Annotated in this window: 23 protein-coding genes; 6 read left to right on the top strand and 17 right to left on the bottom strand. The window is 48.5% G+C overall.

The window, feature by feature from the left end; translation table 11 throughout:
* Positions 1 to 57: 57 nt before the first annotated feature.
* From B5M13_RS13930 to B5M13_RS13880, 10 genes are all read right to left on the bottom strand, one after another.
* Positions 58 to 2,499 (bottom strand): tetratricopeptide repeat protein, encoded by a 2,442-nt coding sequence (locus B5M13_RS13930; RefSeq protein WP_155297249.1) that lies wholly within the window; start codon positions 2,497 to 2,499, stop codon positions 58 to 60.
* Positions 2,462 to 3,451, bottom strand: coding sequence for a hypothetical protein (locus tag B5M13_RS13925; protein WP_245859996.1), 990 nt, complete (start codon positions 3,449 to 3,451; stop codon positions 2,462 to 2,464). Before B5M13_RS13925 ends, B5M13_RS13930 begins: the two co-directional genes overlap by 38 nt.
* Positions 3,452 to 3,605: 154 nt before the next feature.
* A complete protein-coding gene (locus B5M13_RS13920; protein ID WP_080056254.1) occupies positions 3,606 to 3,953 on the bottom strand; it encodes a hypothetical protein in 348 nt (115 codons plus the stop codon).
* Positions 3,954 to 4,131: 178 nt separating this feature from the next.
* A complete protein-coding gene (locus B5M13_RS13915) occupies positions 4,132 to 5,463 on the bottom strand; it encodes a sensor histidine kinase (protein ID WP_080056253.1) in 1,332 nt (443 codons plus the stop codon).
* A 278-nt stretch (positions 5,464 to 5,741) separates the two neighbouring features.
* On the bottom strand, positions 5,742 to 8,063 hold the full coding sequence (locus tag B5M13_RS13910; RefSeq protein WP_080056252.1) for a glycoside hydrolase family 65 protein: 2,322 nt from the start codon (positions 8,061 to 8,063) through the stop codon (positions 5,742 to 5,744).
* Between the two features lie 23 nt (positions 8,064 to 8,086).
* Positions 8,087 to 8,236 (bottom strand): hypothetical protein, encoded by a 150-nt coding sequence (locus B5M13_RS13905; RefSeq protein ID WP_245859994.1) that lies wholly within the window; start codon positions 8,234 to 8,236, stop codon positions 8,087 to 8,089.
* Positions 8,237 to 8,451: 215 nt separating this feature from the next.
* Positions 8,452 to 9,033 (bottom strand): DinB family protein, encoded by a 582-nt coding sequence (locus B5M13_RS13895; protein ID WP_080056250.1) that lies wholly within the window; start codon positions 9,031 to 9,033, stop codon positions 8,452 to 8,454.
* 94 nt (positions 9,034 to 9,127) lie between these two features.
* A complete protein-coding gene (locus tag B5M13_RS13890; protein ID WP_245860068.1) occupies positions 9,128 to 9,688 on the bottom strand; it encodes a nucleotidyltransferase family protein in 561 nt (186 codons plus the stop codon).
* A 163-nt stretch (positions 9,689 to 9,851) separates the two neighbouring features.
* Complete coding sequence (gene truA / locus B5M13_RS13885) at positions 9,852 to 10,613, bottom strand: tRNA pseudouridine(38-40) synthase TruA (RefSeq protein WP_080056248.1); 762 nt, start codon at positions 10,611 to 10,613, stop codon at positions 9,852 to 9,854.
* Positions 10,614 to 10,917: 304 nt separating this feature from the next.
* Positions 10,918 to 12,105 (bottom strand): helix-turn-helix domain-containing protein, encoded by a 1,188-nt coding sequence (locus B5M13_RS13880; RefSeq protein ID WP_080056247.1) that lies wholly within the window; start codon positions 12,103 to 12,105, stop codon positions 10,918 to 10,920.
* A 236-nt stretch (positions 12,106 to 12,341) separates the two neighbouring features.
* Between B5M13_RS13880 and B5M13_RS13875 the strand changes: the two genes are divergently transcribed.
* The 5 genes from B5M13_RS13875 to B5M13_RS13855 all read left to right on the top strand — a co-directional run bounded on the left by B5M13_RS13875 (position 12,342) and on the right by B5M13_RS13855 (position 18,331).
* A complete protein-coding gene (locus B5M13_RS13875; RefSeq protein WP_080056246.1) occupies positions 12,342 to 13,772 on the top strand; it encodes an aldehyde dehydrogenase family protein in 1,431 nt (476 codons plus the stop codon).
* A gap of 101 nt (positions 13,773 to 13,873) precedes the next feature.
* Positions 13,874 to 14,887: a bile acid:sodium symporter family protein gene (locus B5M13_RS13870; RefSeq protein ID WP_080056245.1), complete on the top strand. Its 1,014-nt coding sequence runs from the start codon at positions 13,874 to 13,876 to the stop codon at positions 14,885 to 14,887.
* 120 nt (positions 14,888 to 15,007) lie between these two features.
* On the top strand, positions 15,008 to 15,409 hold the full coding sequence (locus tag B5M13_RS13865; RefSeq protein WP_080056244.1) for a hypothetical protein: 402 nt from the start codon (positions 15,008 to 15,010) through the stop codon (positions 15,407 to 15,409).
* Positions 15,410 to 15,579: 170 nt separating this feature from the next.
* Positions 15,580 to 16,956, top strand: a complete 1,377-nt coding sequence (locus B5M13_RS13860; protein WP_080056243.1) for a GH1 family beta-glucosidase — start codon at positions 15,580 to 15,582, stop codon at positions 16,954 to 16,956.
* Between the two features lie 97 nt (positions 16,957 to 17,053).
* Positions 17,054 to 18,331, top strand: a complete 1,278-nt coding sequence (locus B5M13_RS13855; RefSeq protein ID WP_080056242.1) for an acetyl-CoA hydrolase/transferase family protein — start codon at positions 17,054 to 17,056, stop codon at positions 18,329 to 18,331.
* 21 nt (positions 18,332 to 18,352) lie between these two features.
* On the opposite strand, the gene B5M13_RS13850 is transcribed toward B5M13_RS13855, so the two are convergent.
* Genes B5M13_RS13850 through B5M13_RS33720 form a run of 4 tightly spaced genes read right to left on the bottom strand, consistent with a single transcriptional unit; the run spans position 18,353 to position 19,703 of the window.
* Positions 18,353 to 18,709, bottom strand: a complete 357-nt coding sequence (locus tag B5M13_RS13850; RefSeq protein ID WP_080056241.1) for a hypothetical protein — start codon at positions 18,707 to 18,709, stop codon at positions 18,353 to 18,355.
* 37 nt (positions 18,710 to 18,746) lie between these two features.
* A complete protein-coding gene (locus B5M13_RS13845; protein ID WP_080056240.1) occupies positions 18,747 to 19,229 on the bottom strand; it encodes a hypothetical protein in 483 nt (160 codons plus the stop codon).
* 6 nt (positions 19,230 to 19,235) lie between these two features.
* On the bottom strand, positions 19,236 to 19,517 hold the full coding sequence (locus B5M13_RS13840) for a hypothetical protein (protein WP_080056239.1): 282 nt from the start codon (positions 19,515 to 19,517) through the stop codon (positions 19,236 to 19,238).
* Between the two features lie 27 nt (positions 19,518 to 19,544).
* Positions 19,545 to 19,703, bottom strand: a complete 159-nt coding sequence (locus tag B5M13_RS33720) for a hypothetical protein (RefSeq protein WP_170061129.1) — start codon at positions 19,701 to 19,703, stop codon at positions 19,545 to 19,547.
* Between the two features lie 561 nt (positions 19,704 to 20,264).
* Between B5M13_RS33720 and B5M13_RS13835 the strand changes: the two genes are divergently transcribed.
* Positions 20,265 to 20,456 carry a cold-shock protein gene (locus B5M13_RS13835; protein ID WP_020598062.1) on the top strand — a complete coding sequence of 64 codons (192 nt, stop codon included), beginning with the start codon at positions 20,265 to 20,267 and terminating at the stop codon, positions 20,454 to 20,456.
* A 174-nt stretch (positions 20,457 to 20,630) separates the two neighbouring features.
* Here the strand turns inward: B5M13_RS13835 and B5M13_RS13830 are convergent, their stop codons facing one another.
* The 3 genes from B5M13_RS13830 to B5M13_RS13820 are packed head-to-tail and all read right to left on the bottom strand — an operon-like array spanning position 20,631 to position 23,579.
* Positions 20,631 to 21,512, bottom strand: coding sequence for a transglutaminase family protein (locus B5M13_RS13830; protein WP_080056238.1), 882 nt, complete (start codon positions 21,510 to 21,512; stop codon positions 20,631 to 20,633).
* A 27-nt stretch (positions 21,513 to 21,539) separates the two neighbouring features.
* Entirely contained in the window at positions 21,540 to 22,442 is a 903-nt protein-coding gene (locus B5M13_RS13825) for an SAM-dependent methyltransferase (RefSeq protein ID WP_080056237.1), read from the bottom strand.
* Between the two features lie 54 nt (positions 22,443 to 22,496).
* Positions 22,497 to 23,579, bottom strand: a complete 1,083-nt coding sequence (locus tag B5M13_RS13820; protein ID WP_080056236.1) for a fatty acid desaturase family protein — start codon at positions 23,577 to 23,579, stop codon at positions 22,497 to 22,499.
* Positions 23,580 to 23,846 lie beyond the last annotated feature (267 nt).

Genomic DNA, 23,846 nt, shown 5'->3' with positions numbered 1-23,846 from the left:
TGTTTCTGATTCGTTTAGCCAATTTTAGGTACTCATCTTACCGAGAACGTGCCTGGCTTATTTTTCCAGACCCTCGCCAAACGACAGGAAATCTTTGTACATCGCACATTCGCGAATCATTTCCTGATTGAACGGGCTATGCGTGTGATTGTTGAAAAAGTCTTTGTAATACTGAGCATATTTCGTTTTACGAAGAGCCAGCATTTTTTTTACAAAGGTTGAATCCTCTTCATACACATAGCCATTCCGAACCTGCTCGATGGACTTCTGCAACGAAAAAGCATTGGCTTCACACCGGGCTGCCATATAGGCCGAACGATCGGCCAGAGCGGGAGTATTAGCCGATTTTGCCGACTTTTCGAAATAGGTACGGGCTGTAGTCGTCGTGTAATAGTCCGTGTGCATCAGTTCATCGAAACGCTTTTGTTTCTGAGTGGGATCGGTTGGCGTATCATAAACGGGTGGCTCGCCCCCACTCCAGAACGACTTTGTTACGAGCCAGGCATTACCGTACCAACTCATATTCCAGGCACCACACCCTAACAGATAGTAGAGTTCAGCCGCTTTATCGCCCGAAGCCGATTTCGCCTGCTGTTCCAGTTCGGCCATGCGTCGGGCAAAGCTTACTGGAGTGTATGGATTGTCTTCAGACTCAGCGGGGAAGTTTACGCCCCTTCCTTGCAAACGGGGCATTTTTATGGCAAAGGGATTATGCGTAAAGAACGTTGTGAAAGCATCGTTCTTCCACGTTTTCGGGTCTACTTTGGTAAATACGTCGGCAGCCTCGGCATAGTGATGTTCCATCATAAGTCGTCGGCCAAGGAGCAGATTCAGGTAGTCACTGGTCAGGCCCGACAGTTTTAACAGTCGCTTATCGAAATCAGTCAGGCTGGCTTGACTGGCATAGGCAAGCGTTTGTCGAACGGTAATCGACGGCACCGAATCTTCAATGGCGATCGGGTCGGCAATGCTCGAAAAATCGCCATTCCCCTGCGTTGTCAGCATGGTTAACAGGTACGCTTTCGCCTGACTCGGCCCATCGACATCGGGGGTTTTCGAACGCGTACAACTGGCGAACCAACCCTGTTTAGTCTCTACTTTCTGCTGATAAATAGCCGCAAACTGTTTGCAGGTCGCCACAAACGCGTTGTTCAGCCGGAAGCTCTGGGTCGTATCGAACTCCTCCAGGTAACCAATTAGCAGATGCTCAACGTCGGGTGTCATGACTGATGTTTGAGCAGCCAGCAGCAGCATGCGTTGTAAGGCAATCTGTTTTTTCAGATTCGGATTGCCGGTCGGAAGCTGGGCTGCCTGATCCAGATGCGTTTGTGCCTCTTTATAGTCTTTTCCAATATAGTCCAGGTAAGCAGCAGCTGTGTACCAGAATGCGCCATCGCCAAGCGCCTTATTCTCAGCCGACTCAAGCGCAAACGCCCGAAGTTTATCGAAATAGGATACGGACTCGGCCCGACGGCCAACGAACCCAAGCGAATCTGGCTCAGAACTGTAGGTGCTGTGCATGTACTCAGGTCCATCCATGAAAAAATAATATTCGTTGCGGTTGATTTCCCGCGCCATAACCAGTTCGACCAGTGGATTTTTGGGAGCCAGATGCACGAGTGCTTTGAGCAGATCCAGTGCGTCCTGCCCTGGCTGAATGGCACATAGGGCATAAACGGCCGCTCGTTCTCCATCTGTTTGGGCGTACTGTAGCGCTTCGTCGCGAAACGTGATTCCATATTTTCGCAGGCTCGTTTCAGCAGCCCTCCGGCGCGACGGGCATCGATCAAACACCTGAGCAAATTCGTAAATTGCCCTTGCTGTGTCGCCCAACGCCAGCGTCGCTCCCGCCCGACGGCAAAGTGCCCAGTCGCTTATGAACGTTTTCTTTGGTAAAGGCTTTATAAGCTGATCGTACAGTTGAAAAGCCTGCTTGTAATCAGCCCGTTCGCACGCTAGCTTAACCGCCTGAAACGCATACCGTTCTTTTAAAAAAGCATCGCTGGTCGTTTTATAAGCAGACTTGGCCTCTTCCAATAGTTGCGGCAATCGTGCACTATCGACAGGCGTAGCATCTGTGGACCAGGGATTCGCCTGTCCATTGTCGGCCGACCAGGCGAATTTCAGGTACGATACGGCCTGATTTTTAGACGTTTCAAGAGTTGAGGTCAGCTTCGTAACGGCGTCAGGATCTTCTTTGTAAAGAGCCTTACTCACTTCGGTTTCAGACAACTGCCCCCCGGCATACGCAGCCCAGGCCCGTACATTTTCGTCGATCACCAAGGTATCTTCATACGAAACACCCCATTCAGTATCGGCATAGAGCTGGGGAGAAAACACAAACCCTCGGTCGCTCGGCAGCATGGCAGCCGATTCGGGCTGAAAAAAACTCATAAACTCATTTGGATCAAATGAGGGGCCGCAGGCAAAACCCAGCAGCACAGCTACAGACAAGGCAATTTTACGGAATCGGACGGAGGAGGGTTTGGATGGTTTCACGAGAATAGGCCGCTAAAACGGTAGAATCGAGGTGGTACAAAGCAAATGTAAGGGTCGGGTTTTTAATCTGCCGAAGAACCCGTTCTTTTTCCGTCAGCAGTACTTCGGAAGAAACAGCTTCCGTTCGGAACAGATCGCCCCGGCGGATGGAAAACCCAAAAGCGGATGTATCGCGATTTGCTATAAAACGAACACTTTCTGGCTGGGCAGTCAGAAACAGGCTGTTTGCCAATTTCCCCCGATCCAGATTATTCAAAAACGTTAGAAAACGCCCGTTTCGATACACGACCGTCCAGCGAAACAATGGCATCACCAGGTCAAGGGGTAACGGATAGGTTTTCACGAACGACAGGTACTGGGCTGCCACATCGACATCATAGATAGAGTTACGCGTATCGGCTTGTTTCCAGTCGGCCACGTTGTAGAGCATGAGCATGCCACGACTTACGGGCGGTATTCCCGTCTGGTCGGTGTATTTGATCTGATGCAGGCGAATGGTTGCCGACAGTGGGCAACGTAGCTGATTCGATAACAGATTCAGGAGCCGGAAATACCGATCTCGGGTGCGCGCACTCCAGTCGCAATCGAACTGCACTTCATGAATAGTAATACATTGCTGCTGACAGATTCGCCGGACGGTTTCCGAAATATGCGTAGCCAGATCAGGCAGTCCCTCCGACGTCAGGTTTAACAGTGTCCGATTGGTGATGAACAGGACCGGCACAATATTACCCACCGGCTTTTGCTGAAATCGAATCAAAGCCTTAGGAATAGCCTGGTGGGTTTTCGGGTCCCAATCCACATCGAACAGATGCAGATAAACCTTCTTAACCGTCATTTTTTGTAGCAATTCCAGCTCCGACGGTGTAGGATTATAGGTTGATTTCCAGTGGTAAAAAGCGGTAGTGAGTTGTTTGGGGGAATCGGTCGGTTGGCAGGAAAGCAGAAACAAACTTATTGCAGTCAGGCGAAATATATTTATAAAAAACCGTTCCCAATTACCCATTTGGCGTAGCAATACAATCGTCAATAGAACACGGATTATTAGGATTGTTATAATTTACACCGGTCTTTATCAATCCTAATAATCCGTGTTCTATTACAACTTATCGATATAATTTAGATGGATTCTCCAGATTATTGATCCATTGCCGAACCTCTTCCAGGGTACCCATCATGGTACCGGACTGGCCTTTTACCCAACCCTGATTAGCCTCGGCATCCAACGTTACTTCGCAGGATAGCAAACCCGGATAGAGCCGAAGATGCATCGTAACGGTTGAAGGGCCAATCCAGTTCACACCATCGCCCGACCAAAGATAGTCGAGACTAAACAACGTTTCATCGTCACTCACCCGTATTAAATAAGGCTGATCAATCCAGTGACTCATACGGATTTCATTACTGGCAAAACTTACTTTGTAGCGTTGATCGGGAGAAAAAAATTCATCCATCGGTAGTTGTGTTTGTTGGCAACAAAAATAGTAGGGCCCTGGCGGTATCCTCCACCCCCATTTAGTATCTGGCTATCCTGCCTGAATAGTTGGCACAGAAAGCCAAACCGTTTACACCTAAGCCATCCTGTCGACCAACACGCTACTCAATTTCGGATGAAACGGACCATCAGATGTGTTATCTGATCAACGGAAGGGCAACGACAAAATCGGTTGCCGTTTCCTCTACCGTTGGGGTCTTTTGCCCCAGAAGCTGGTATTTCGACAGAATATTCAATAACCCTTTCTGAGTTGAGTTGACCCGGCTTGCCGATTTACGCTGAAGGGTATTGCTTACCTGTAACCACCCATCCTGGTTGGTTACCAACTGAATTAACAAAGGCCGATCAGCCGAAACGATGTTATGTTTTACCGCATTTTCGAGCAGCAACTGAAGCGTTAAGGGAGGAAGCTTATACTGCAAAAAGCGCTCGTCGACGGTTGTATTCAGGTTTATGCCAGCGCCATACCGGGTTTTAAGCAGGTGATAATACGACTCCACAAAGCCCAGTTCGGTTTGCAGCGTGGTCAGTTCACTCCCATTATTACGCAACAGGTATCGATACACACTCGACATTTCATCCACAAATCGTTCTGCCTGTTGTGGATCATCGGCAATCAGCGACGACAGGGTATTGAGACTATTGAATAAGAAATGTGGATTAAGCTGAGACTGTAAGGCCATCATCTGCACCGCCGACATTTGCTGCTGGAGTTTTTCGGTTATCAGTTCCGATTCCAGCCGTTGTCGTTGCAGCTGTTCGCGTTCGCGAGCCAATCGCTGCTCCACGATAGCGCTTTTTATAGCCGCCCTCCGCTGCCGATAACCTAAAATCAATGTAAAGCAGATAAGCTCGGCCAGTATGCCAAACTCAAAGTAGGTAAGTGGTGCATCCAGAAATGAATCCGGCGTTTTCATCTTCACCCCGACTGCTGTCAGCAGCATCGAAGCGGCCCCGCCAGCCAGAATAAACCCGGAGCCTAGCGCTACATACTTGGGTACGATGCCATTCAGTCGACTGATCCGCCAGACGCCATAACCTGCCAGACCAATCATGAATAGCCGCATCAACGTATGGGCCGTGTCGTACAGAGTCGGATACCATTCATCGACAACAAAGCAAAGCAACCCCATCAATACGACATAGGCCAGAATGAGCCCTTTGGCGAACGTAAACCACCGAAACAACCCCGGCAATCGGTCGCGTATCTGAATCAGCGCGTTCGCAAAATCGAAGTAAACAAAATAGGCGAACATGGGCGCAGCAACCCGCACAAAATACCAGGTACTATTCGAAACGTAGTGATAAATCTCAGCCACCCGCAAACTAAAATACACCAACCAAGCCAGCATATACAGCGTGTAAAGGCCATAGAGACGCTCGCGGTAAATGCCCCACTGCACGATGTTCAGCAACAAAATCGAGCTGACCATACCCGTAAACAGCAGATTCCAGGTGGTAAATGTCATGAAGTACGATCTCAGTTAGGTAAAAGGGCTTAAAATGGCCATTTTCGGCAAAATTCGTCAACCTCTTACCGGATGAACCGGAAGTTCCTGCGCATGAAACGTCATAAAGCAGGTTTGAACTTGAATTCGGTTATTAAAACAATCATCAGGCAAATGTATAACACACTATAGCATTCCGCATAAGGACTTTCGTCATACACACGGCCATAAAAAATGGGCTTTCTGTTGCCGTGCAGCTTAGAAAACCCATTTTCAGTTACAAACTGCCTAAACAGTGGCTAAGCCCCTGCTTTAGTTGCAACTGTTTTTTTGCTCTCTGGTTTCACCACAATCTCTTTTCCAAGCACGTGAAGCGTTATTGGTCCGGCAGAAAAATTTTGCACCGTTACATCGGCCTGTGTGGTCGTCACCTCCAGCAATGCTTCACGGAATCGAATCTTAAACGAGAAAGCGGTCCACTTATCGGGACAATACGGGTTCAATAACAATTGCTGCTTTTCGACCCGTAACCCACCGAATCCTTTCACCACAGCCAGCCAGGTTCCGGCCATACTCGTAATGTGGCAGCCATCTTCCGTATCATTGTTATAATCGTCCAGGTCGAGTCGGGCGGTGCGTAGGTACATTTCGTACGCTTTATCTTTTAGACCCAGCTTTGCGGCTAAAATGCTGTGAACGCAGGGCGAAAGTGACGATTCATGCACCGTCATGGGTTCGTAAAACTCAAAATTACGTCGGAGGGTATCCGTATCGAATTCATCTTCAAAGAAGTAGATCCCCTGCAGCACATCGGCCTGTTTGATGAAACATGACCGCAGGATTCGGTCCCACGACCAGTTCTGGTTGATCGGACGCTGCCCTTTCGGAATATCCGTCACGGGCATCAGGTCCTTATCCAGAAACCCTTCCTGTTGCAAAAACACGCCCAGTGCTTCATCAGACGGCAGGTACATCTTATCGATAATCTGCCGGGCGGTTGCCAGCTCTTTCTCTTCGCGAAAATGAATCCGGTCGATTAGCTCGGCATATTTCGCAGGGTCCAGCCCCTTTACTTTGGCAACCGATTCGGAGGTATACCGGAGCGTCCAGGCGGCAATGTAGTTGGTGTACCAGTTGTTGTTGACGTTGTTTTCGTATTCATTCGGCCCCGTCACGCCCAACATTACGTACTTTTCTTTAGCCTTCGACCAGTTGACGCGCTGGCTCCAGAACCGACTGATGGCAATCAGGACTTCCAGCCCATACTCAACCAGATACTGCTCATCACCCGTGTACCGAACATAGTCGTAGATGGCGTAGGCAATGGCCCCATTCCGGTGTATTTCCTCAAACGTAATTTCCCATTCATTATGGCATTCTTCACCGTTCATGGTCACCATCGGATACAATGCCGCCCCTGCCCGAAACCCTAGTTTCTGGGCGTTTTCGATGGCTTTACCCAATTGCTTATACCGATAGACGAGCAGATTTCTGGCCACTTTCTGATCGGCAGTGGCGAGGTAGAAGGGTAAACAGTACGCTTCGGTGTCCCAATAGGTTGACCCTCCGTATTTTTCACCCGTGAAGCCTTTCGGGCCAATATTAAGCCGTTCGTCTTCGCCGGTGTAGGTCTGATTCAACTGAAAAATATTGAACCGGATACCTTGCTGCGCGGCAATATCGCCTTCAATAACGATATCAGCCATTTTCCACTTATCGGCCCAGGCCTGCTTTTGCTCAAACAGCATTTTATCGAAGCCCTTGCGCATAATTCGCTGGATATACTGCCGGGCATCTTTAAGAATCGTATCCGAATCGTAGTTCAGCGACGATAGGTTAACGCCATATTTATAAATGACCGTTTCCTGCCCCTGCCGACAGTCGAGCGTGATTCGGTTGGCTACGTACTTTTCATACTTGATCGGCTGCGACTGATAATCGACCCGTACGCCGTCCTGCTCAATCTCGACGCACATACCCGTAGCCACATGAAAGCCTGTTTTGCGTGTCCGAAGTTCGATGTAGGCTTCACCATAGCCCGTTTCCTTGCGGACCTCATCCCAAAAGGTTTCGTCATAGTTGGCGTCGCGGTTGCGGATATCGCCGTCGATATAGGGAGTTATGGTGATTTTGGCGTCGAAGTTCAGCGGTTTTATGGCATACCGAATGGCGCCCGATTCATCATCGACGATGGAACAGAATCGCTTGGCCACAACTTGTATTTCCTTACCACTTTTCAGCCTGGCGATAAACGAACGCTCCAGGAAACCTTCCTGCATATTCAGCACCCGCCGGAAATCACGGACCTCGCAATGGGCCAGATCAAGGGTTTCATACTCAATATCGATGTCGATACCAATCCAATTGGCAGCGTTCAACACTTTGGCAAAGTATTCGGGGTAGCCGTTTTTCCACCAGCCTACGCGGGTTTTATCAGGATAATATACCCCGGCTACATAATTACCCTGCAAGGTTTTTCCGGTAAATTTCTCTTCAAAGTTGCCCCGCTGCCCTAATCGACCATTCCCGATCGACATCAGGCTCTCGGTTATTTCGTTATAGTCACGGTGAAAACTCTCTTCAATAATGTTCCAGGGGTCTTGGGTCAAATAGTGTTTCATTCAAATCATAGGTTATTTATTACTTAGAGGGCATTCGGATTCCAGGTAATGTAGCCTAGTTCACGAGCCAACCCGTAGGTATCAGGATACTGAATAATTGCAGTTAGCTGTTCAGTTCCTTTTTCATTTGTATAGTATTTGACTAATGCTGAGGAGTCAAAAAAATAAATCATAGTCTATCCTCGCGTTCGATAATAATAGACTGGCCCATCGAACCGCTAACGTCCTCCAAAACCTTCCGTACGTTCAAATATGCGTTATTCTTAATACGTCGGGGAGGCAATAGACCCTTTAATTCTATAATATACTGTGAAACCTTTGCCAGTTCCGCTTCTGACAGTTGATTCAACTGAGAAGATACTTGTTCTTTAAGACTCATAATCCGTTTTCAGTTAGACTGAGCAAAAGTACCCATTTCTGCTTTAACCCGCATAGCTTGTTTCAGATGCCGTTCGGTATGAGCTACTAACATTAGGAACGCGTCGCCCAGCCGAATCTTGACCCAGTTTCCAAATAGGGTCATGACTTTTTCCCGATTCCAGTCGAGGTAACCAGCTTTATTTAGCAGACTATGCAGTAAGGTTTGTAATTCCATAAATTGCCCGAGTACATCAGCCGGAATCAGGTCAGCCGCTGTTCGGGGACGTACCACACCAGGAGCAGGCAGTTTCAGTTTTACCTGTGGGTCTACCGCAAACAACAGCGCCTTCCCAACCCAATCGCTTTGTAGGGTCTGATCGGTTGGCATTGCCTGAACCAATCCCAGTTTGTCCACTTTATGCTGGATATTCCGAATGTAGAAGCGCTCGGCCAGATTCAGGTGCTGAAGGCATTCAACAATACTCCAGCGATCTGGCGCTGGTTTCCAGCGAAGCTGCTCGTCGGAAAGAGGAGCAAATTCCCGATCCACCGTTTGCAGGATCGTCGAAAGACGCGTCTGAAGATCTTGAATTGTCGTAAGTTTTTGCATAGGAACGGCTGCGACGGATGATCAACCCGAAAATTTAACGAGCAATATATCAATAAAAATTTGTGTTCCTGCCGTATCCCAAGTGTATCGTTACTTATTGCGCTTCCAGCTGTGCCTGTTGAAACAGTTCGATATCACGCTTGGTGTTCAAGTCAATAGCTCCGGCCTCAAACGGCACTTCGGCACAATCATCACGATGCCGAACAATGATCCATTGCAGGCTTTTATCCCCTTCCAACTGAAGCAATTCCGTAATATAGTCCCGATTAAAAATGGCAGGAACCCCGATTTGGGTACCATATCGGCAGGCGATAATTCCTTTGCCCGACTCATTCCGCACCTCCAGCATATGCAATAACAACCCCATCGATACCAATGGCTGATCGGTATGCAAGACCAACACCCCATCAATATCTTTATGCGTCAGATAGAGGGCCGCCAACCCCGTTTTGAGCGACGATGCCTGACCTGTAGACCAGCCGGGGTTATCGATAACGGTGATGGGTAAGCCTGCCAGCTCCGGTATAATTTGCTCGCGCCTGGCTCCCAGTACCACCACCACAGGGCCACGTTGTAAAGCTAGCGCACTCTCGGTAATCCGCCGAATCAGGGTCTGCCCTTTATAGATAAGCAGTTGTTTGGGTTCGCCCCCCATACGAGATGATTCCCCAGCGGCTAATATGATAGTTCCTATTCTCAAGTGGTTTTCTTTTTAGGTCAAGACGAATGTAGGAAAAAGGATTGAGGAGTTAGGAGCGAGTAGTGAGAATAGCGAGCGCGATACAAAATTATGCGTCAGCTATTCTCACTACTCGCTCCTAACTCCTCAATCCTTTTTTACCAAACACCTCGGCCGGATAGCCAACCTGCACCAATGATAGCCCCTCAGCAGGAGCAGCACGACCAGCCTGTCTTCGGTCGCGGGCCAGGATGATTCGTTCAACATCAGCGACGAGGAGCCGCCCCTGCCCTACAGCCAGCAATGTTCCAACAATCGCTCGTACCATACCATGTAAAAAGCGATTAGCCCGAATATGAAATACTAAATCACCATTTGTCTTTTGCTCCCAATACGCCCAGTCGATCTGACAGTTGAACGTTCTGACATCGGTTTTTACTTTACTAAAGCTCTCGAAATCGGTGTGATTCAATAAAATAGCCGCAGCTTCGTCCATCTGGTCTACAGCCAGTAACGGCGTAAACACGTAGGCAAGCCCCTCCTGAAATGGGTCTTTCCGCCGGATGATCTGGTACTGATAATACCGAAACGTAGCCGTGTATCGAGCATGATCGTCGGCTCGAACCGGAAAACAATCATAAACAGCTATATCAGGTGGAATAAGGCTGTTTAACGAACGTAGTAAATGCGGTGGCAACGCATCGTCGGTTTCAAAATGGGCAAATTGCTCACGGGCATGTACGCCCGTATCGGTTCGGCCACTCCCGACAATCGATATGGGTTTTCGGAATACAGTCGAGAGCGCTTTTTCAAGCACTTCCTGAACGCTTACCCCATTCGGTTGACGTTGCCATCCGTGGTAGTTCGTTCCTCGATAAGCCAGTTGAAGGAAATAACGCATAGCCGCAAAAATACGGCCTGGACATTGGATATAAGTAGTAGGGGCTTTGGTATCCGTGAAAATCCGGTGTCCAAAGCCCTACTCCAAGAGGAAGGGCCGAAAAAACGGTACGAAATCAATCGATTGAACGAACTTGTCAATCACCTATCGTACCGGGCACCGCTCATTTACATTTCAAAGCAGGTTGTTGCTTTGTTATACTACCTAACTACTATTCATTAGATAGGGTTTTATAAAACCGGACAAAAAAAGCAACCAATCCGTTCATCAGGCTGACTTTATCCCTACTTACCCCACTGAACTATCAAAGCCGCTCCACTTCGAATCGCATCTCGTCGATCAATTGACGAAGTCGATCCGTATTGGGCGGTGGTGGCGGCATGGTCTGACTAACAAAAGCGCAGATTTCCCAGACTTCCAGCACATCCTTCAAGGCAATTTCCTGATTAGGAATATCAGCCCGGTCGGCAGTCAGTAATAGTGTCCCTTTTATCTTCACCTGATTGTATACACGACGGCAGCAAATCCCCGACCCAGACGAAGGTTGCGCAACCAACAGCACATATTGTTTCCCATCGGCAATATCGAACCAGTTTCGAATAAACCGCCCTACCAGCAAGGCTCCGGGAAATACGAAATCATCCCCAGCCTCAAAAGCCCGGTAATGGCCTTCGGGCAAGGTGGGCAGGTGCATGGCGGGCAACCGATAGATGAAATCGGGTTGCTGATACCGCTGTTTGTACTCTCCAAACAGCCGTTGCACAACCACTGGAATACTGGGAGCGATGGCTTGGGGGGCAGCCGCCGGCTGTGTCGACCCAAACGATTCCTTATATACGTTATTAAAGGTCAATGGCTCCTCCGGCCGGGAATTGGGCATGGTAGGCCGCGGCCCCGAAGGCTGGCCAAACAACTCATCAACAGAAGGTTGGGCGGGCGGACTAACTGACCGAGCACTTGGCGTTACAGGCTGAAATGAAGCCGATTGCCGCGACTGGTCCGGCCGGATGGGCGAGGTAATCACCGGCGGCCCCGGCATAGTATGGTCGGTTGTTCGGCGGGGTTCTTCCTGCGTTTTGTAATATTTATTCAGCACCGACGACAGTGGCTGAGGTTCAGGTACCGAAGAAGATGGCTGGGCAAAAATATCCGGGAAATCGGGATGTTGAAATGGGTCGTTTTCATCCGCATCAAGCTTTCCGTCGGTACGAATAGTCGATGGTCGTGAATCGATTGGTTTGGCTGATTGCCCAAGTGGTATACTCAGATTAGGGGTTTCGCGGATTTTCCGTAAATCCTGCCGCGTCAACAATTCAACGGTTGTATTGAAGGCTCTGGCAATTGCCTGCATATTCTGCTGATTCGGGTTGGCACGACCTTCCTCGTAAGCCCCTAATAATGAACGCTTAATATTAATCTTTCGGGAGAACTGCTCCTGCGTCAACCCATTGAGCTTACGTAGGTAGCGGATATTATCACTAACGAGCGACATCCAGTATTGGTGATAAAGTTTCAGCTAAGATAAACGATTCATCCTGTAAATCCATATCAACCATTATTTTGTATTTTTATCGTAAAAAGTAGTCCGTTTACGCTTTTCTGTTTACTGCTCAAAATTTTTGCATGTATCAGGGTCTGTTTTCAAAAAAGGACTAGCGATAAACAGGCCATTGCATCAGTCGGCAGTAAGCTGAAAATCACAAACTAAAATTCAATACCCGTACCCCTATGACCACCCCCGCTCCGAAATTTGATGTGTATACGACAATTCAGTCGGCTTTTGATGCACAACGTCGGCACGCTCCCCAACAGGCGCAAACCACCGTTGAACAGCGTCGTGAGCGACTCCGTCGTATTCAGTCCTGGATTACGGTTCATGAAAAGGAGATCCAGCAGGCCATGTACACTGATTTTCGGAAGCCTTCGGCCGAAGCTATGCTCGGAGACCTGATTCCTCTCCATGCCGAAATCAGGTTTGCTATCCGCCACTTGAATCAATGGATAAAACCGCAGCCACTGCCTACACCATTGCCCTTGATCGGAACGCGTAGCTATATTCATCATGAAGCCAAAGGGAATATCCTGATCATCTCTCCCTGGAATTATCCGGTTTCGTTGAGTATTCGCCCACTGGTACTAGCCCTTGCAGCTGGTAATGTAGTGATTCTGAAACCTTCTGAACTAACACCGCATACGTCTGCGCTACTCAAACAGATGATTAGTGAGTTGTTTCCGCCCGAAGAAGTTCTTGTTATCGAGGGTGATGCAACGGTATCACAGGCCCTGCTTGACCTGCCGTTTAACCATATCTTTTTCACCGGAAGCCCGGCTGTCGGGCGGGTTGTGATGGCGGCTGCGGCCAAACACTTAGCGTCAGTAACCCTCGAACTCGGTGGTAAGTCACCGGCCATTGTCGATGAATCCGCCAATCTAACCCAGGCGGCCGAACAACTTGCCTGGGGTAAATGCCTGAATGCGGGCCAAACCTGCATTTCACCCGACTATGTATTGGTTCATGAGTCGGTCAAAACGCCTTTTCTGAATTTGCTTAAAGAGCGATTGCAAAAGATGTATAGTCCAGATGGCCAGCCCATTGAATCATCCACTAGTTACGCTCGTATTATTAATAACCGCCATTTTCAACGGTTGAAACAAACGCTCGATGATGCGTTATCCAAAGGAGCTACGGTTACGTTTGGCGGGAAGGTCAATGCAGCTCAAAATTTCATGGAACCTACGGTACTGGAAAACGTGACAGATGCGATGCAGGTAATGCAGGAAGAAATTTTTGGCCCCATCCTTCCTGTTATTTCGTTCAACAACCTTGATCAGGCTCTACAAACGATCAACCGACGCGAAAAACCACTGGCACTTTATATTCACAGCCGAAACCGAACCCATACACGCTACATTTTGGATCATACATCGGCTGGTGATACGGTCGTAAATGATACGATGCTTCAGTTTTCAACCATCGACCTGCCATTCGGGGGGGTCAATCACAGTGGCATCGGTAAGTCGAATGGAATTCACGGATTTCAGGAATTTTCGAATCAACGGGGGGTGATGTACCGTGATTTCGGAACGATGAAATTCATCTATCCGCCATATACCGACACGGTAAAAAAACTCATCAATTATATAGTGAAGCTGTTGTAAAGGGTAGAACGGCATTTGCCTTACGCTTACTTTTGGGCAAAAATCCAGCATAGCCGAGTGTCTGACGGTCTCTCTGATGGCGCTCTGCCCAACGTTACGCTATGTCAAGTTCTTCGGTAAATAATCTGCTGGCCCGGGTTGGCCTCGACTGGTTTATTCTGGCCCTACTGGGCATGATCGGTCTAGCAAAACTCTGGCCTGAGCCCGGCATTCAGGATGGAATTTTGTCGCTTTCGGCCATTGCTACGTATGGCGTTTCGTTTATTTTCTTCTTCTACGGGCTTCGCCTGAACATGGATCAGTTGCGGGCGGGGTTACGTAATCATCGGCTGCATCTGGTGATCCACCTGACTACATTCATCCTGTTTCCGGCCATCGTCCTGCCTGTCCGTTCCCTGTTGATGACGCCCGAAACTTCCTTATTATGGCTGGGGATTTTTTATGTAGCCGTCCTGCCTTCCACCGTATCGTCGTCGGTTGTGATGGTATCCATTGCAGGGGGCAATCTTCCGGCAGCCATTTTCAATGCCAGCATTTCGAGTCTGATTGGGGTGTTTATAACGCCCCTCTGGATGAGTTTCCTGCTAACCAGCACCAGCGGACAGTATGATCTGGCGAGTGTCATTGGTAAATTGACCGTTCAGGTCATCGTACCCGTTCTACTTGGCCTTTTGCTTAACAAACGGTTGGGCTGGTTTGCTAACCGCTACAAAACCTATCTGCGCTATGGCGATCAGCTAACCATTCTGCTTATTGTGTATACCTCTTTCTCCGAATCGTTTTCTCTAAATCTATTTGCCAATTACTCATTCAGCGATCTGGCGTGGCTCTCGTCGCTGATGCTGGGCCTATTTTTTCTCGTCTTTGGGCTGGTGTATTTACTAGGCAGGTTGTTGAATTTCTCCCGGGAGGACAACATAACGGCCTTATTTTGTGGCTCAAAAAAATCGCTGGTGCAGGGCAGTGTCATGGCCAAAGTCCTGTTTCCGGCTACAACAGCCGGGGTTATGCTGCTACCGATTATGATTTATCATGCGCTCCAGCTTATCATAGCCAGCATACTAGCCCAGGCCATGGCCCGTCAGACGACAAGTTCGAAAGTCATTCAGAAGTAATTTCAGGGACTTCGACAGATCGAAATCGGCATTCAGCCAGAATGGCCTATAGAGCGATTAAACGCAGGTGCGGACTTTCCCTCTAAGAATCAGTAACGCACAATAAAACAGATACTGATCATGAAAAAGACAATCGCCACCGCCCTTACATTTTTCGCTTTTGCAACTACTGTAACCTTCGCTCAGGGCGTATATTCAAAACCTTTCGACAACCGCGCTCCCCAATATGGAGGCCAACGTTACGACAGGGATCAAGTTCAGGATGAACTCAAAATCGACCGGATCGATGCCATCGTTGGCCTATCTCGCCGTCAGGAAAAACAATTGCATAAGATCGAGGACAATTATGACCGCATCATGCAGACATCCCGCATGAGCCCCGATGGCCTTCGTCAGCTTCAGCTCCGCAAACGTCAGGATATGCTGGCCGTACTGACCTCGGCCCAACGCGATCGGTTGTTTGCCGCCCAAACCAATACCCGCTACAACCGCAATGTGCCTCCTTTTGGCCGTCGCGGCTAATAAGAAGTATAGTAATGGATAATGGACAATGAATAATGGTAGACTATTAACCATTATTCATTGTCCATTATCCATTACTATACTTCTGTATATTAAATTATCGGGTTGGGGATTATCTTTTTAGGGCAACCCGGTAGTTTTGCGCGTTCAGCCAACAACGCCTATACGCTGTGTTACCTCACTCAACGCTACAAACCGATTTTGACCGTCATGCCTTCGGCCCTGATTTTACCTGGGGTACTGCCACAGCCGCTTATCAGATTGAAGGGGCTGTTGACCGCGACGGACGCACCCCTTCAGTATGGGATATATTCAGCAAGCAGAAAGGAAAAATAAAAACCGGCGAAACCGCCGAGATTGCCTGCGAGTTTTACGACCGATACGAGTCCGATCTTTTACTTCATAAAGAGCTGGGATTTAATGCCTTTCGCTTTTCATTATCGTGGCCCCGAATTCTGCCCGATGGGATTGGCCCTCAGGCGGGGGGGCGTATCAACGAAGCGGGTATTGCCTTTTACGACCGACTGATCGACCACTGTCTATCGCTGGGCATAACCCCCTGGATTACGCTGTATCATTGGGATTTGCCCCATGCCCTCGAACAGAAAGGTGGCTGGCCGAACCGAAAGATTGTCGATTGGTTTGCCGAATTCACCAACATATGCACCCTGGCTTTCGGCCATAAGGTAAAACACTGGATTATTCTGAATGAGCCCCTGGCATTTTCGGTACTTGGCTATTTTACCGGGCAACACGCTCCAGGTCGGCGGAGTTTTCGGAATCTGTTGCCTGCTATTCATCATACGGCTCTGGTTCAGGCCGAAGGCGGTCGCATTGTCCGCCAAAATGTACCCGATGCGCATGTCGGCACCACCTTTTCCTGTTCGCCTATTGATCCGTTTACCCCACGCGATCAGGCAGCTGCCACGCGAGTCGATGCGCTCATGAACCGACTTTTCATCGAGCCAGCCCTTGGCCTGGGATACCCTACCAGGGAGTTACCGTTTTTAAGCGGCATTGCTAAAAAGGTTGCGCAACCCGGCGACATGGAAAGGCTGGCGTTCGACTTCGATTTTATCGGCCTTCAGCATTATTTCCGGGCGGTTGTCGAGCAGTCATATTTTATGCCCTATCTCTGGGCAAAAGATGTTTCGCCCCTCCGACGCAATGTGCAGACAATCACCGAGATGGGCTGGGAGGTAAATCCCGAGACTATGTACCGCATCATCCGCCAGTTTGGGCAGTACGAAGGAGTGAAACAAATCTACATTACCGAAAGTGGAGCGGCTTTCTACGATACAGTTCAGCAGGGCATGGTTCACGACCCGGCTCGCGTTAGTTATCATCAGGATTACCTGAAAAGTACCCTCAGAGCTAAGCAGGAAGGCTTTCCTGTAGCAGGCTATTTCGTCTGGACCTTTCTGGATAATTTTGAATGGGCCGAAGGCTATCGACCCCGTTTTGGCCTTGTTTATGTTGACTTTCGGACTCAGAAACGGATTATCAAATCGTCAGGACGCTGGTTTCAGCAGTTCCTCAATGATTAATGTCAGGCATACCGCCCGTAGTTGTCACAAAAACAGGAAGGATCGGTCGGTAGTTTTGCCTTCGAGTTCATTCATTTTTGACTAATACAACCACACAATGGCGTTTCATTTGCCCATTACCAGTCCAGAAAGAGCCGTTTCGGCTATTCAGTCCGGCAATCGCGTTTTTATTCATAGTGTTTCCCAAACTCCGCATACGCTCATTAATGCCATGGTGGCCCGCGCCGATGAACTGCGCGACGTAGAAATATGCCATATGCACACCGAAGGGCCGTTGCCTTATTTGGACCGGCAATACCAGGCCTCGTTCAAACCTAATTCTTTCTTTATCGGAGCCAATATGCGGAAGCAGTTGGCCGAGGGTATCGGCGATTACGTACCGATCTTTCTGAGCGAAATACACCTGCTTTTCCAGCGCAATATCCTGCCTATCGACGTAGCGCTTATTCAGGTTTCGCCCCCCGATGAGCATGGCTACTGCTCGCTAGGCGCTTCGGTCGATATCTCACTGGCGGCTATTCATTCGGCTAAGTACGTAATCGCTCAGATTAACCCACGTGTACCACGTACCCACGGCGATGGACTTATCCCCGTTTCCTTATTACATGCGGCCGTCGAAGTCGATACGCCTATCTATGAAGTATTGCCCGCCCCGATCAGCGATCTGGATCGAAAAATTGGTCGCTACATTGCCGGGCTGGTCGATGATGGAGCTACGCTTCAGTTGGGCATTGGTGGCATTCCGAACGCTACGGTGGCTGAACTCATCCATCATAAACGGCTGGGTATTCATACCGAAATGTTTTCGGATGGTGTTATCGATCTGATCGAACGGGGAGTTGTTACAGGCGAACACAAAGCTGTACTCCCTTATCGGGTTGTTTCTTCCTTCGTGATGGGGAGTCAGCGTGTGTATGATTTTATTAACGACAATCCCGGTGTTGCGATGAAGCAGACCAGCTTCACCAACGATACAGCTATTATTCGGCGAAACCCTAGGGTAACGGCCATCAATTCAGCCATTGAAATTGACCTGACCGGTCAGGTCTGCGCCGACACCATTGGAACGTACCAGTATTCGGGCGTTGGCGGGCAGATGGACTTTGTTCGGGGAGCGACCCTGTCGGAAGGAGGCAAACCCATCATTGCGTTAGCCTCTACAACTAGCAAGGGAGAAAGCAAAATTGTTCCTTTCCTGAAAGAAGGGGCGGGCGTAACCACCACCCGTGCGCATGTGCATTACATCGTGACGGAGTATGGTATTGCCGACTTGTACGGAAAAAATCTCCGTCAACGCGCCCGTGCCCTGATCGACATTGCCCATCCCGAACATCGGGAAGTGCTGGAGCAGAAAGCGTACGAACGGTTAAAATAACGGAGGGGTATCACGGTAGGCCTACCCCAGGTTAATCCATTCTGCCGTGATGGCGCTTTCGGCAGCGACCGACTTAGCAAATGGCATATGGCCTTTAGGGGTAAACAGGTAGAGTTGCCCCCCTCCAAGCAATGCTAATTGATTGAGCAGTTTGAGCTTGGATATTAACCCATCCACCGGGTCGGTTTTAAGGACGACTGTAAAGTAGGATTTCTGCTCAAACTGCTGAGCTGTTACATCGGGAATAAATGTTTGACCATCCTGTTGGCGACCGAAGCCTCCTGGTTTTGGATAGCCATCTATATTGGCCTTAATGTCAACAAAACCACGGGATCTAGCCCAGGCAACTGCCTGGGCAATGTACATCTGTTTGCTCATTTGCAGGATTGAATTGTTTTAAGAAAGTTGCTTATGACTATAACGAAAAGGCCTGTTCCAGCTCAGAAACAGCCCGTCGGATATGCCGGTTCAGATAAACTCGCTGGTCGTCGATAAAGAAAGCCTGTTCATCATCGAATCCAACGGAGAAAAAACAGCCGTTGGCAAAATACCCCCAGCCCTCATTCGTGTATCGGTTTAAGCGATTCGCAGCAAGCTGGCCAGACTTTTCGCCAGATAACCCGGGCAAGCAATCATACATCCAGTTAATCAACGAGGTAATGTCCTGTATTTTACCGTTTACACCCACATCGTCCAAGAAATCAACGCGTTTACCCGCCTGATCTGCCAGCACCAATACGTTGTGGAGCAACTTAATGAGTTGAGTAAATTCTGATTTCCAGGGATAGTTTTCGGATATATTGAGGTTGAATACGGGCGAATTCAACGCTTTATGTATCGCTATTAAATGATTTTTGAGCGGATTGCTATTGGGCTGCATGTTATAGGGAGTATACATTAAAACTTAGGATGGCTCATACGGATAAACTTCGTATACCATTGCCGATGTAGTTCCGTCGGAGAACTGAAGTGTTTTCAGCAGACGAAGAATGCCTTGATTATAATCCGTCGGCGTCTGATTGAAAGCCACATAAAACTGACGATAGGTTATTTCTGTTTCACTACCCGATTTTACCTGCAGGCTCACCTCATAGCCATCCGTGTCAATAGCGCCTAGTTGAGATCCTTTGGGCAGACCCACTTCGTTGAAACCAGCAAACAAGGTAATCGTAAGATCCGTAAACATGAGCAGACTTTCGTTAGCAACTGGCGGTCAAAGACCAAACTGCGGAATTAGGTCGTGCCGTTTAGCGGCCTGTTCCGCAGTCAAATACAAGACCGTGCGTGGCATATCCCGTACTAAATAAGGTTTTTTACTGGCTTCAATCAGTTGATGAGCGGCTAACTGCCGTTCTCTTGACGTTGTTTTCATGCGTTCGTTAAAGATTATTAATTTTTTACGGGTATAATAACACGCACCGGCCAAAGACGATAAAGGTCAAGGCTAACGAAGCTGTTGATGAACAGGTACCAAACGGACCATTGACACAATAGACCCACCTGCGTTGTGGAAGGGATAACAGTTGGGATAGAAAAAAGGAAGGCTAATCTCTCCAGTAAAATGGGTGCGAGTTGCAACCCTTCCGATTGGATCACCTAAAGCAGTGGTTGCCAACCTAACCAGCAACGGGTTGCTCCAGATCCACTTGAGAAAATTTACCCAGATCAGATGCGAGGCAGTAAGGGGATGGGTAATCCAATTGGCAACCAGATAGTCAATCATGAGCAGGGCATTTGACCGCCGGTTAGCACACACGCAACAACGTAGTATTCTTTAAACGCGTTATCACCTAAAAAGATTACAATTTCACCTACTATTTAATGAAATTTATAAATAAGGACAAAAAAGATGGCAATTTCGAAAATACTTTGAAAATCAATAGGATAGTTCGTTTAATACCTGTAGATTTACACAATCTTAATAATTAGAAGAATGCAAATAGGAACCGTTAAATTTTTTAATGAACTCAAAGGATTTGGGTTTATCAGTCCTCAAGACAATCAAGCCGATATCTTCGTTCATGCCTCCGGTCTGATTGATCAAATCCGGGAAAATGACCAGGTGAAATTCAATGTCATCGATGGCAAGAAGGGCGTAAACGCTGTGGATGTAGAAGTAATTTAAGTTGCTTTACTATATACTCAAGACTTGTTAAAACATGCCCAATGGCATGTTTTTTCGTTTTATACCATATTGAAAATGGGGCTGACGTATCTGTTCCTTCAGCCTAACAGCTGGTTAAACTGGGGAGGCTGATCACCAACCCATTGCCAGGCCCCCATACTAACTCCATGATATCTACCTCAAACGAGTTAATGTGCTGGTGAAGGTAAGCTCCGTTTCAGATGAGCCCGTTGTGCCCGTCAGGGGGGCTGCGTCAGCAGTGTCGGGTGAACAGGCTAACGGAATATGACCTTCCGTAGCGAGCATGCCTGACGTTGGGTCAAGACCAATCCAGCCTGCTCCTGGCAAATACACCTCCGCCCACGCATGTAAGTCCAGCGAATTTACCACATCATCGGCACTGTCATCTTTTGATGAATCGTTTAGCCCTACCTGGGCCAGATAACCCGAGACAAAACGGGCAGCTAACCCTAACGATCGTAGTAACTGCACCAATAGCCAGGCCGAATCCCGGCATGAACCAATTGCCCGGCGGAGCGTCACGTCCGCCGGTTGCACTCCCGCCTGAAGACGAACCTGGTAGGTAATGGCCTGGTTAACCTGCTGGTTCAGACCAATCAGAAAATCGAGGGAGTTTTGCCTGGGGTGCTGTTTAATTTGATGGATCCACTGAGTCAGATAGTGTCCCTGTTCCGTAATTTCCAGATAAGGCATCAACGCTTTTTTGAGCGGGGCCTCATACTCAAACGGAAAAGAACTGGCGTATGCATCAATAAAAAAATCGAAGGGATTAATGGGCTCCAGATTCGCAATCAACTGAACACGAATCGTCATAAATGCCACAGAACCCGAAAAATCGACTCGTGTCACAAAATTGCCAAAAGGGTCCTGCATCTCATGCACCACATGGTTGGCGGGTTCAATAGTCAACTGATACGATTCAATCAACGTGCGGCAATGAGCAGCCGGTTTAAGCCGTATCTGTTGGGGTGATAAAAAGACCGGTCCGTTATACTGGTACAGGGTTTGGTGAATAAGCTCGACACGGATGGCCATATGGATAGATAGAGTAAGGGCAATACGTTAAATTTTTTCAAATACCATCCGGTAATGCTCCATCGTTTCCTGCTCAAAACATACTCGGTTGGGGCTAACCCGAAACACAGCAATCAAATCCCGGAAGGCTTTATTGGTTAACATCTTGGGCAGGAGCGAAGCATAGAGCCCATATTTTTGCAGGTCAAACGCACGAAAGCGTTTTCGCCACTGCCCAATGGTTTCAATATAATCTAGTCGGCCGCTACTTTTCGAGATGAGTTTGAAATGAGGTTGCGCATTGCGGGTAACCTGCTCGGCTCCATAGGGCAGCCAAGACCCGGGAAACTGAGCAATCATCAGTGCCAGCGCATAGGAGGGCGAATCTTTGGGTGCATCCAGGCTGATCTCTTCGAAAGGAATCATGTTCTTACCAAAAACCATAGTCTGTATGTAAGCTCTGCCCCCAACGGGTAGTAAGTCATTTAGCCTGGCGAAGAAATCGGTGTAAACTGCGTCCTGCTGCCCTGCCAGGTATTGCTCAACCGAACAGAAATGCTCCATGGCCCCGACACTACTAATCGCGTCAAATGTGCCGTAATCAGCGGGCGTAATCAGGCGACAGTCTTTAATGTCGACTATCAGGCCATTTGCCCGGCAGGCAGTGGCCTGCCCCTGCGAAAGCGTCACGCCCTGCCCCATGGCTCCTCGTTCTTTTACATATTGGAGAAATGGGCCCCAGCCGCAACCCAGATCCAGTACCCGCGAACCGTCCCTTATCCGCAAACTATCAGCAATGAACTCATGTTTCTGGCGCTGTGCTTGCTCCAGCGTTAGTGAGAAATCGCCGTTGTACATGGCTCCGCTGTAATCGCCGGTTTGTCCCATGCTCAAACGGAATATTTTATCAATCGTTGTGTAGGTAAAATCAAGGTCTTGTTGAGAAGCCATACGTTGAGTTGTTAAAAAGAGAATAGAATGTTACATAAATTGTGATACGTCGCTCTAGGCGGGTCGTCCCAAGGTTTGTAACAGGCGAAAATGGGAATAAAGTGCTGAGCCGAAGCTACGATTCTCCAAATAGGGCAAACCAAATTCATGTGCCGTACGTCTGACAATAGCCGTAATAGCCGGATAATGAATGTGGCAAACCTTAGGGAACAAATGGTGCTCAATTTGGCGGTTTAAGCCGCCACAGATAAAGGCCGCCAAGGCTGAGTGGGGGGCAAAGTTGGCCGTCGTGTACAACTGATGCATCGCCCAGGACTCCTGTAAATTACCTTTTTCGTCTGGTACAGGGAACGTGGTACCTTCTACGGTATGGGCTAATTGAAAAACAAGCCCTAATACCAGCCCTTCGGCCAGGTGCATGACCAGAAATCCGATTAGTATCTGCCACCAGGCTAAGCTGAGCACAGCAAACGGCAGCACCAGAAAGAAAACATAATACAGTACCTTGGCCACGAATAGCTTAACATATTCGCGTCGAGGATGTGAGGTTGTATCGTGTTGGCCAATCCGGCTCTTAAAAAACTTGACATAATCTTTCCGCAAAACCCACGATAGCGACGCCAGGGCGTATAGCGGAAAGGTATACCACTGCTGATAGCGATGCCAGGGCCGAAGCGGCTCCTGAGGGTCCAGTCGGACCAGTCCCGGTGCTACTTCAATATCTTCATCATGACCGGGAATGTTGGTAAAGGTATGGTGAACGATGTTGTGGGTAATTTTCCAGACGTAGGGGTTAGCTCCCAGTAGGTAAAAACTTCCACCTAACAATTTATTTACCCATGGACGAGCCGAAAAAGCACCGTGTAATGCATCGTGTGAAACGTTAAAACCGATACAAGCGGCAAACACACCGAGTAAAACGGCTAGTACCAGCATGGTGCCCACTCCAAACTGATTGGACAGAATAAGCCCGTAGAGCAGGGCATAACCTACCAGAAAAAATAGCGTCTTAGCCCACATGGCTCCATTGGCGTGGGGCGAAAGAGCGTGTTCAATGAAATACGCATCGACCCGTCCGCGAACGGTAGTAAAAAATGTAGACCGGTTAGTATTGGTAAATTTAAGTTTAGTTGGCATAAAAAGCTGTTAAGAGATGAGTGGGCTGATCTGTTGAATCTGCCTCGGCAGTGATAAGAGAGAACGGCCTTTTTCAGTACTTGTGGATTCCACGCAGAAGGTCAGGCTCAGAGTACTATAGAGTTGCCAATGGCGCAACTGATCAACAAGGCCTTACGGATTAAAGGCCGATTAAGTGCAACGCGCAATTGAAATTACTCATCGTTATAGTTCGAAGGTGTTCGCTGAACCAGGTCAGTGGTAAATAGGCATTAAACACATCTACCA

It is taken from the genome of Spirosoma aerolatum (assembly GCF_002056795.1).
GTDB classification, from domain to species: Bacteria; Bacteroidota; Bacteroidia; order Cytophagales; family Spirosomataceae; genus Spirosoma; species Spirosoma aerolatum.
This window is presented reverse-complemented; position numbering and strand designations above follow the sequence as displayed.

Bases quoted from the DNA above. Each gene is read 5' to 3' on its own strand.
- B5M13_RS13895 (WP_080056250.1), bottom strand. From the start codon at position 9,033: ATGCAAAAACTTACGACAATTCAAGATCTTCAGACGCGTCTTTCGACG.
- B5M13_RS13910 (WP_080056252.1), bottom strand. From the start codon at position 8,063: ATGAAACACTATTTGACCCAAGACCCCTGGAACATTATTGAAGAGAGT.
- B5M13_RS13845 (WP_080056240.1), bottom strand. From the start codon at position 19,229: ATGTATACTCCCTATAACATGCAGCCCAATAGCAATCCGCTCAAAAAT.
- B5M13_RS13835 (WP_020598062.1), top strand. From the start codon at position 20,265: ATGCAAATAGGAACCGTTAAATTTTTTAATGAACTCAAAGGATTTGGG.
- B5M13_RS13890 (WP_245860068.1), bottom strand. From the start codon at position 9,688: ATGGGGGGCGAACCCAAACAACTGCTTATCTATAAAGGGCAGACCCTG.
- B5M13_RS13880 (WP_080056247.1), bottom strand. From the start codon at position 12,105: ATGTCGCTCGTTAGTGATAATATCCGCTACCTACGTAAGCTCAATGGG.
- B5M13_RS13905 (WP_245859994.1), bottom strand. From the start codon at position 8,236: ATGATTTATTTTTTTGACTCCTCAGCATTAGTCAAATACTATACAAAT.
- B5M13_RS13865 (WP_080056244.1), top strand. From the start codon at position 15,008: ATGAAAAAGACAATCGCCACCGCCCTTACATTTTTCGCTTTTGCAACT.
- B5M13_RS33720 (WP_170061129.1), bottom strand. From the start codon at position 19,703: ATGAAAACAACGTCAAGAGAACGGCAGTTAGCCGCTCATCAACTGATT.
- truA (WP_080056248.1), bottom strand. From the start codon at position 10,613: ATGCGTTATTTCCTTCAACTGGCTTATCGAGGAACGAACTACCACGGA.
- B5M13_RS13915 (WP_080056253.1), bottom strand. From the start codon at position 5,463: ATGACATTTACCACCTGGAATCTGCTGTTTACGGGTATGGTCAGCTCG.
- B5M13_RS13830 (WP_080056238.1), bottom strand. From the start codon at position 21,512: ATGGCCATCCGTGTCGAGCTTATTCACCAAACCCTGTACCAGTATAAC.
- B5M13_RS13820 (WP_080056236.1), bottom strand. From the start codon at position 23,579: ATGCCAACTAAACTTAAATTTACCAATACTAACCGGTCTACATTTTTT.
- B5M13_RS13855 (WP_080056242.1), top strand. From the start codon at position 17,054: ATGGCGTTTCATTTGCCCATTACCAGTCCAGAAAGAGCCGTTTCGGCT.
- B5M13_RS13825 (WP_080056237.1), bottom strand. From the start codon at position 22,442: ATGGCTTCTCAACAAGACCTTGATTTTACCTACACAACGATTGATAAA.
- B5M13_RS13840 (WP_080056239.1), bottom strand. From the start codon at position 19,517: ATGTTTACGGATCTTACGATTACCTTGTTTGCTGGTTTCAACGAAGTG.
- B5M13_RS13875 (WP_080056246.1), top strand. From the start codon at position 12,342: ATGACCACCCCCGCTCCGAAATTTGATGTGTATACGACAATTCAGTCG.
- B5M13_RS13870 (WP_080056245.1), top strand. From the start codon at position 13,874: ATGTCAAGTTCTTCGGTAAATAATCTGCTGGCCCGGGTTGGCCTCGAC.
- B5M13_RS13920 (WP_080056254.1), bottom strand. From the start codon at position 3,953: ATGGATGAATTTTTTTCTCCCGATCAACGCTACAAAGTAAGTTTTGCC.
- B5M13_RS13850 (WP_080056241.1), bottom strand. From the start codon at position 18,709: ATGAGCAAACAGATGTACATTGCCCAGGCAGTTGCCTGGGCTAGATCC.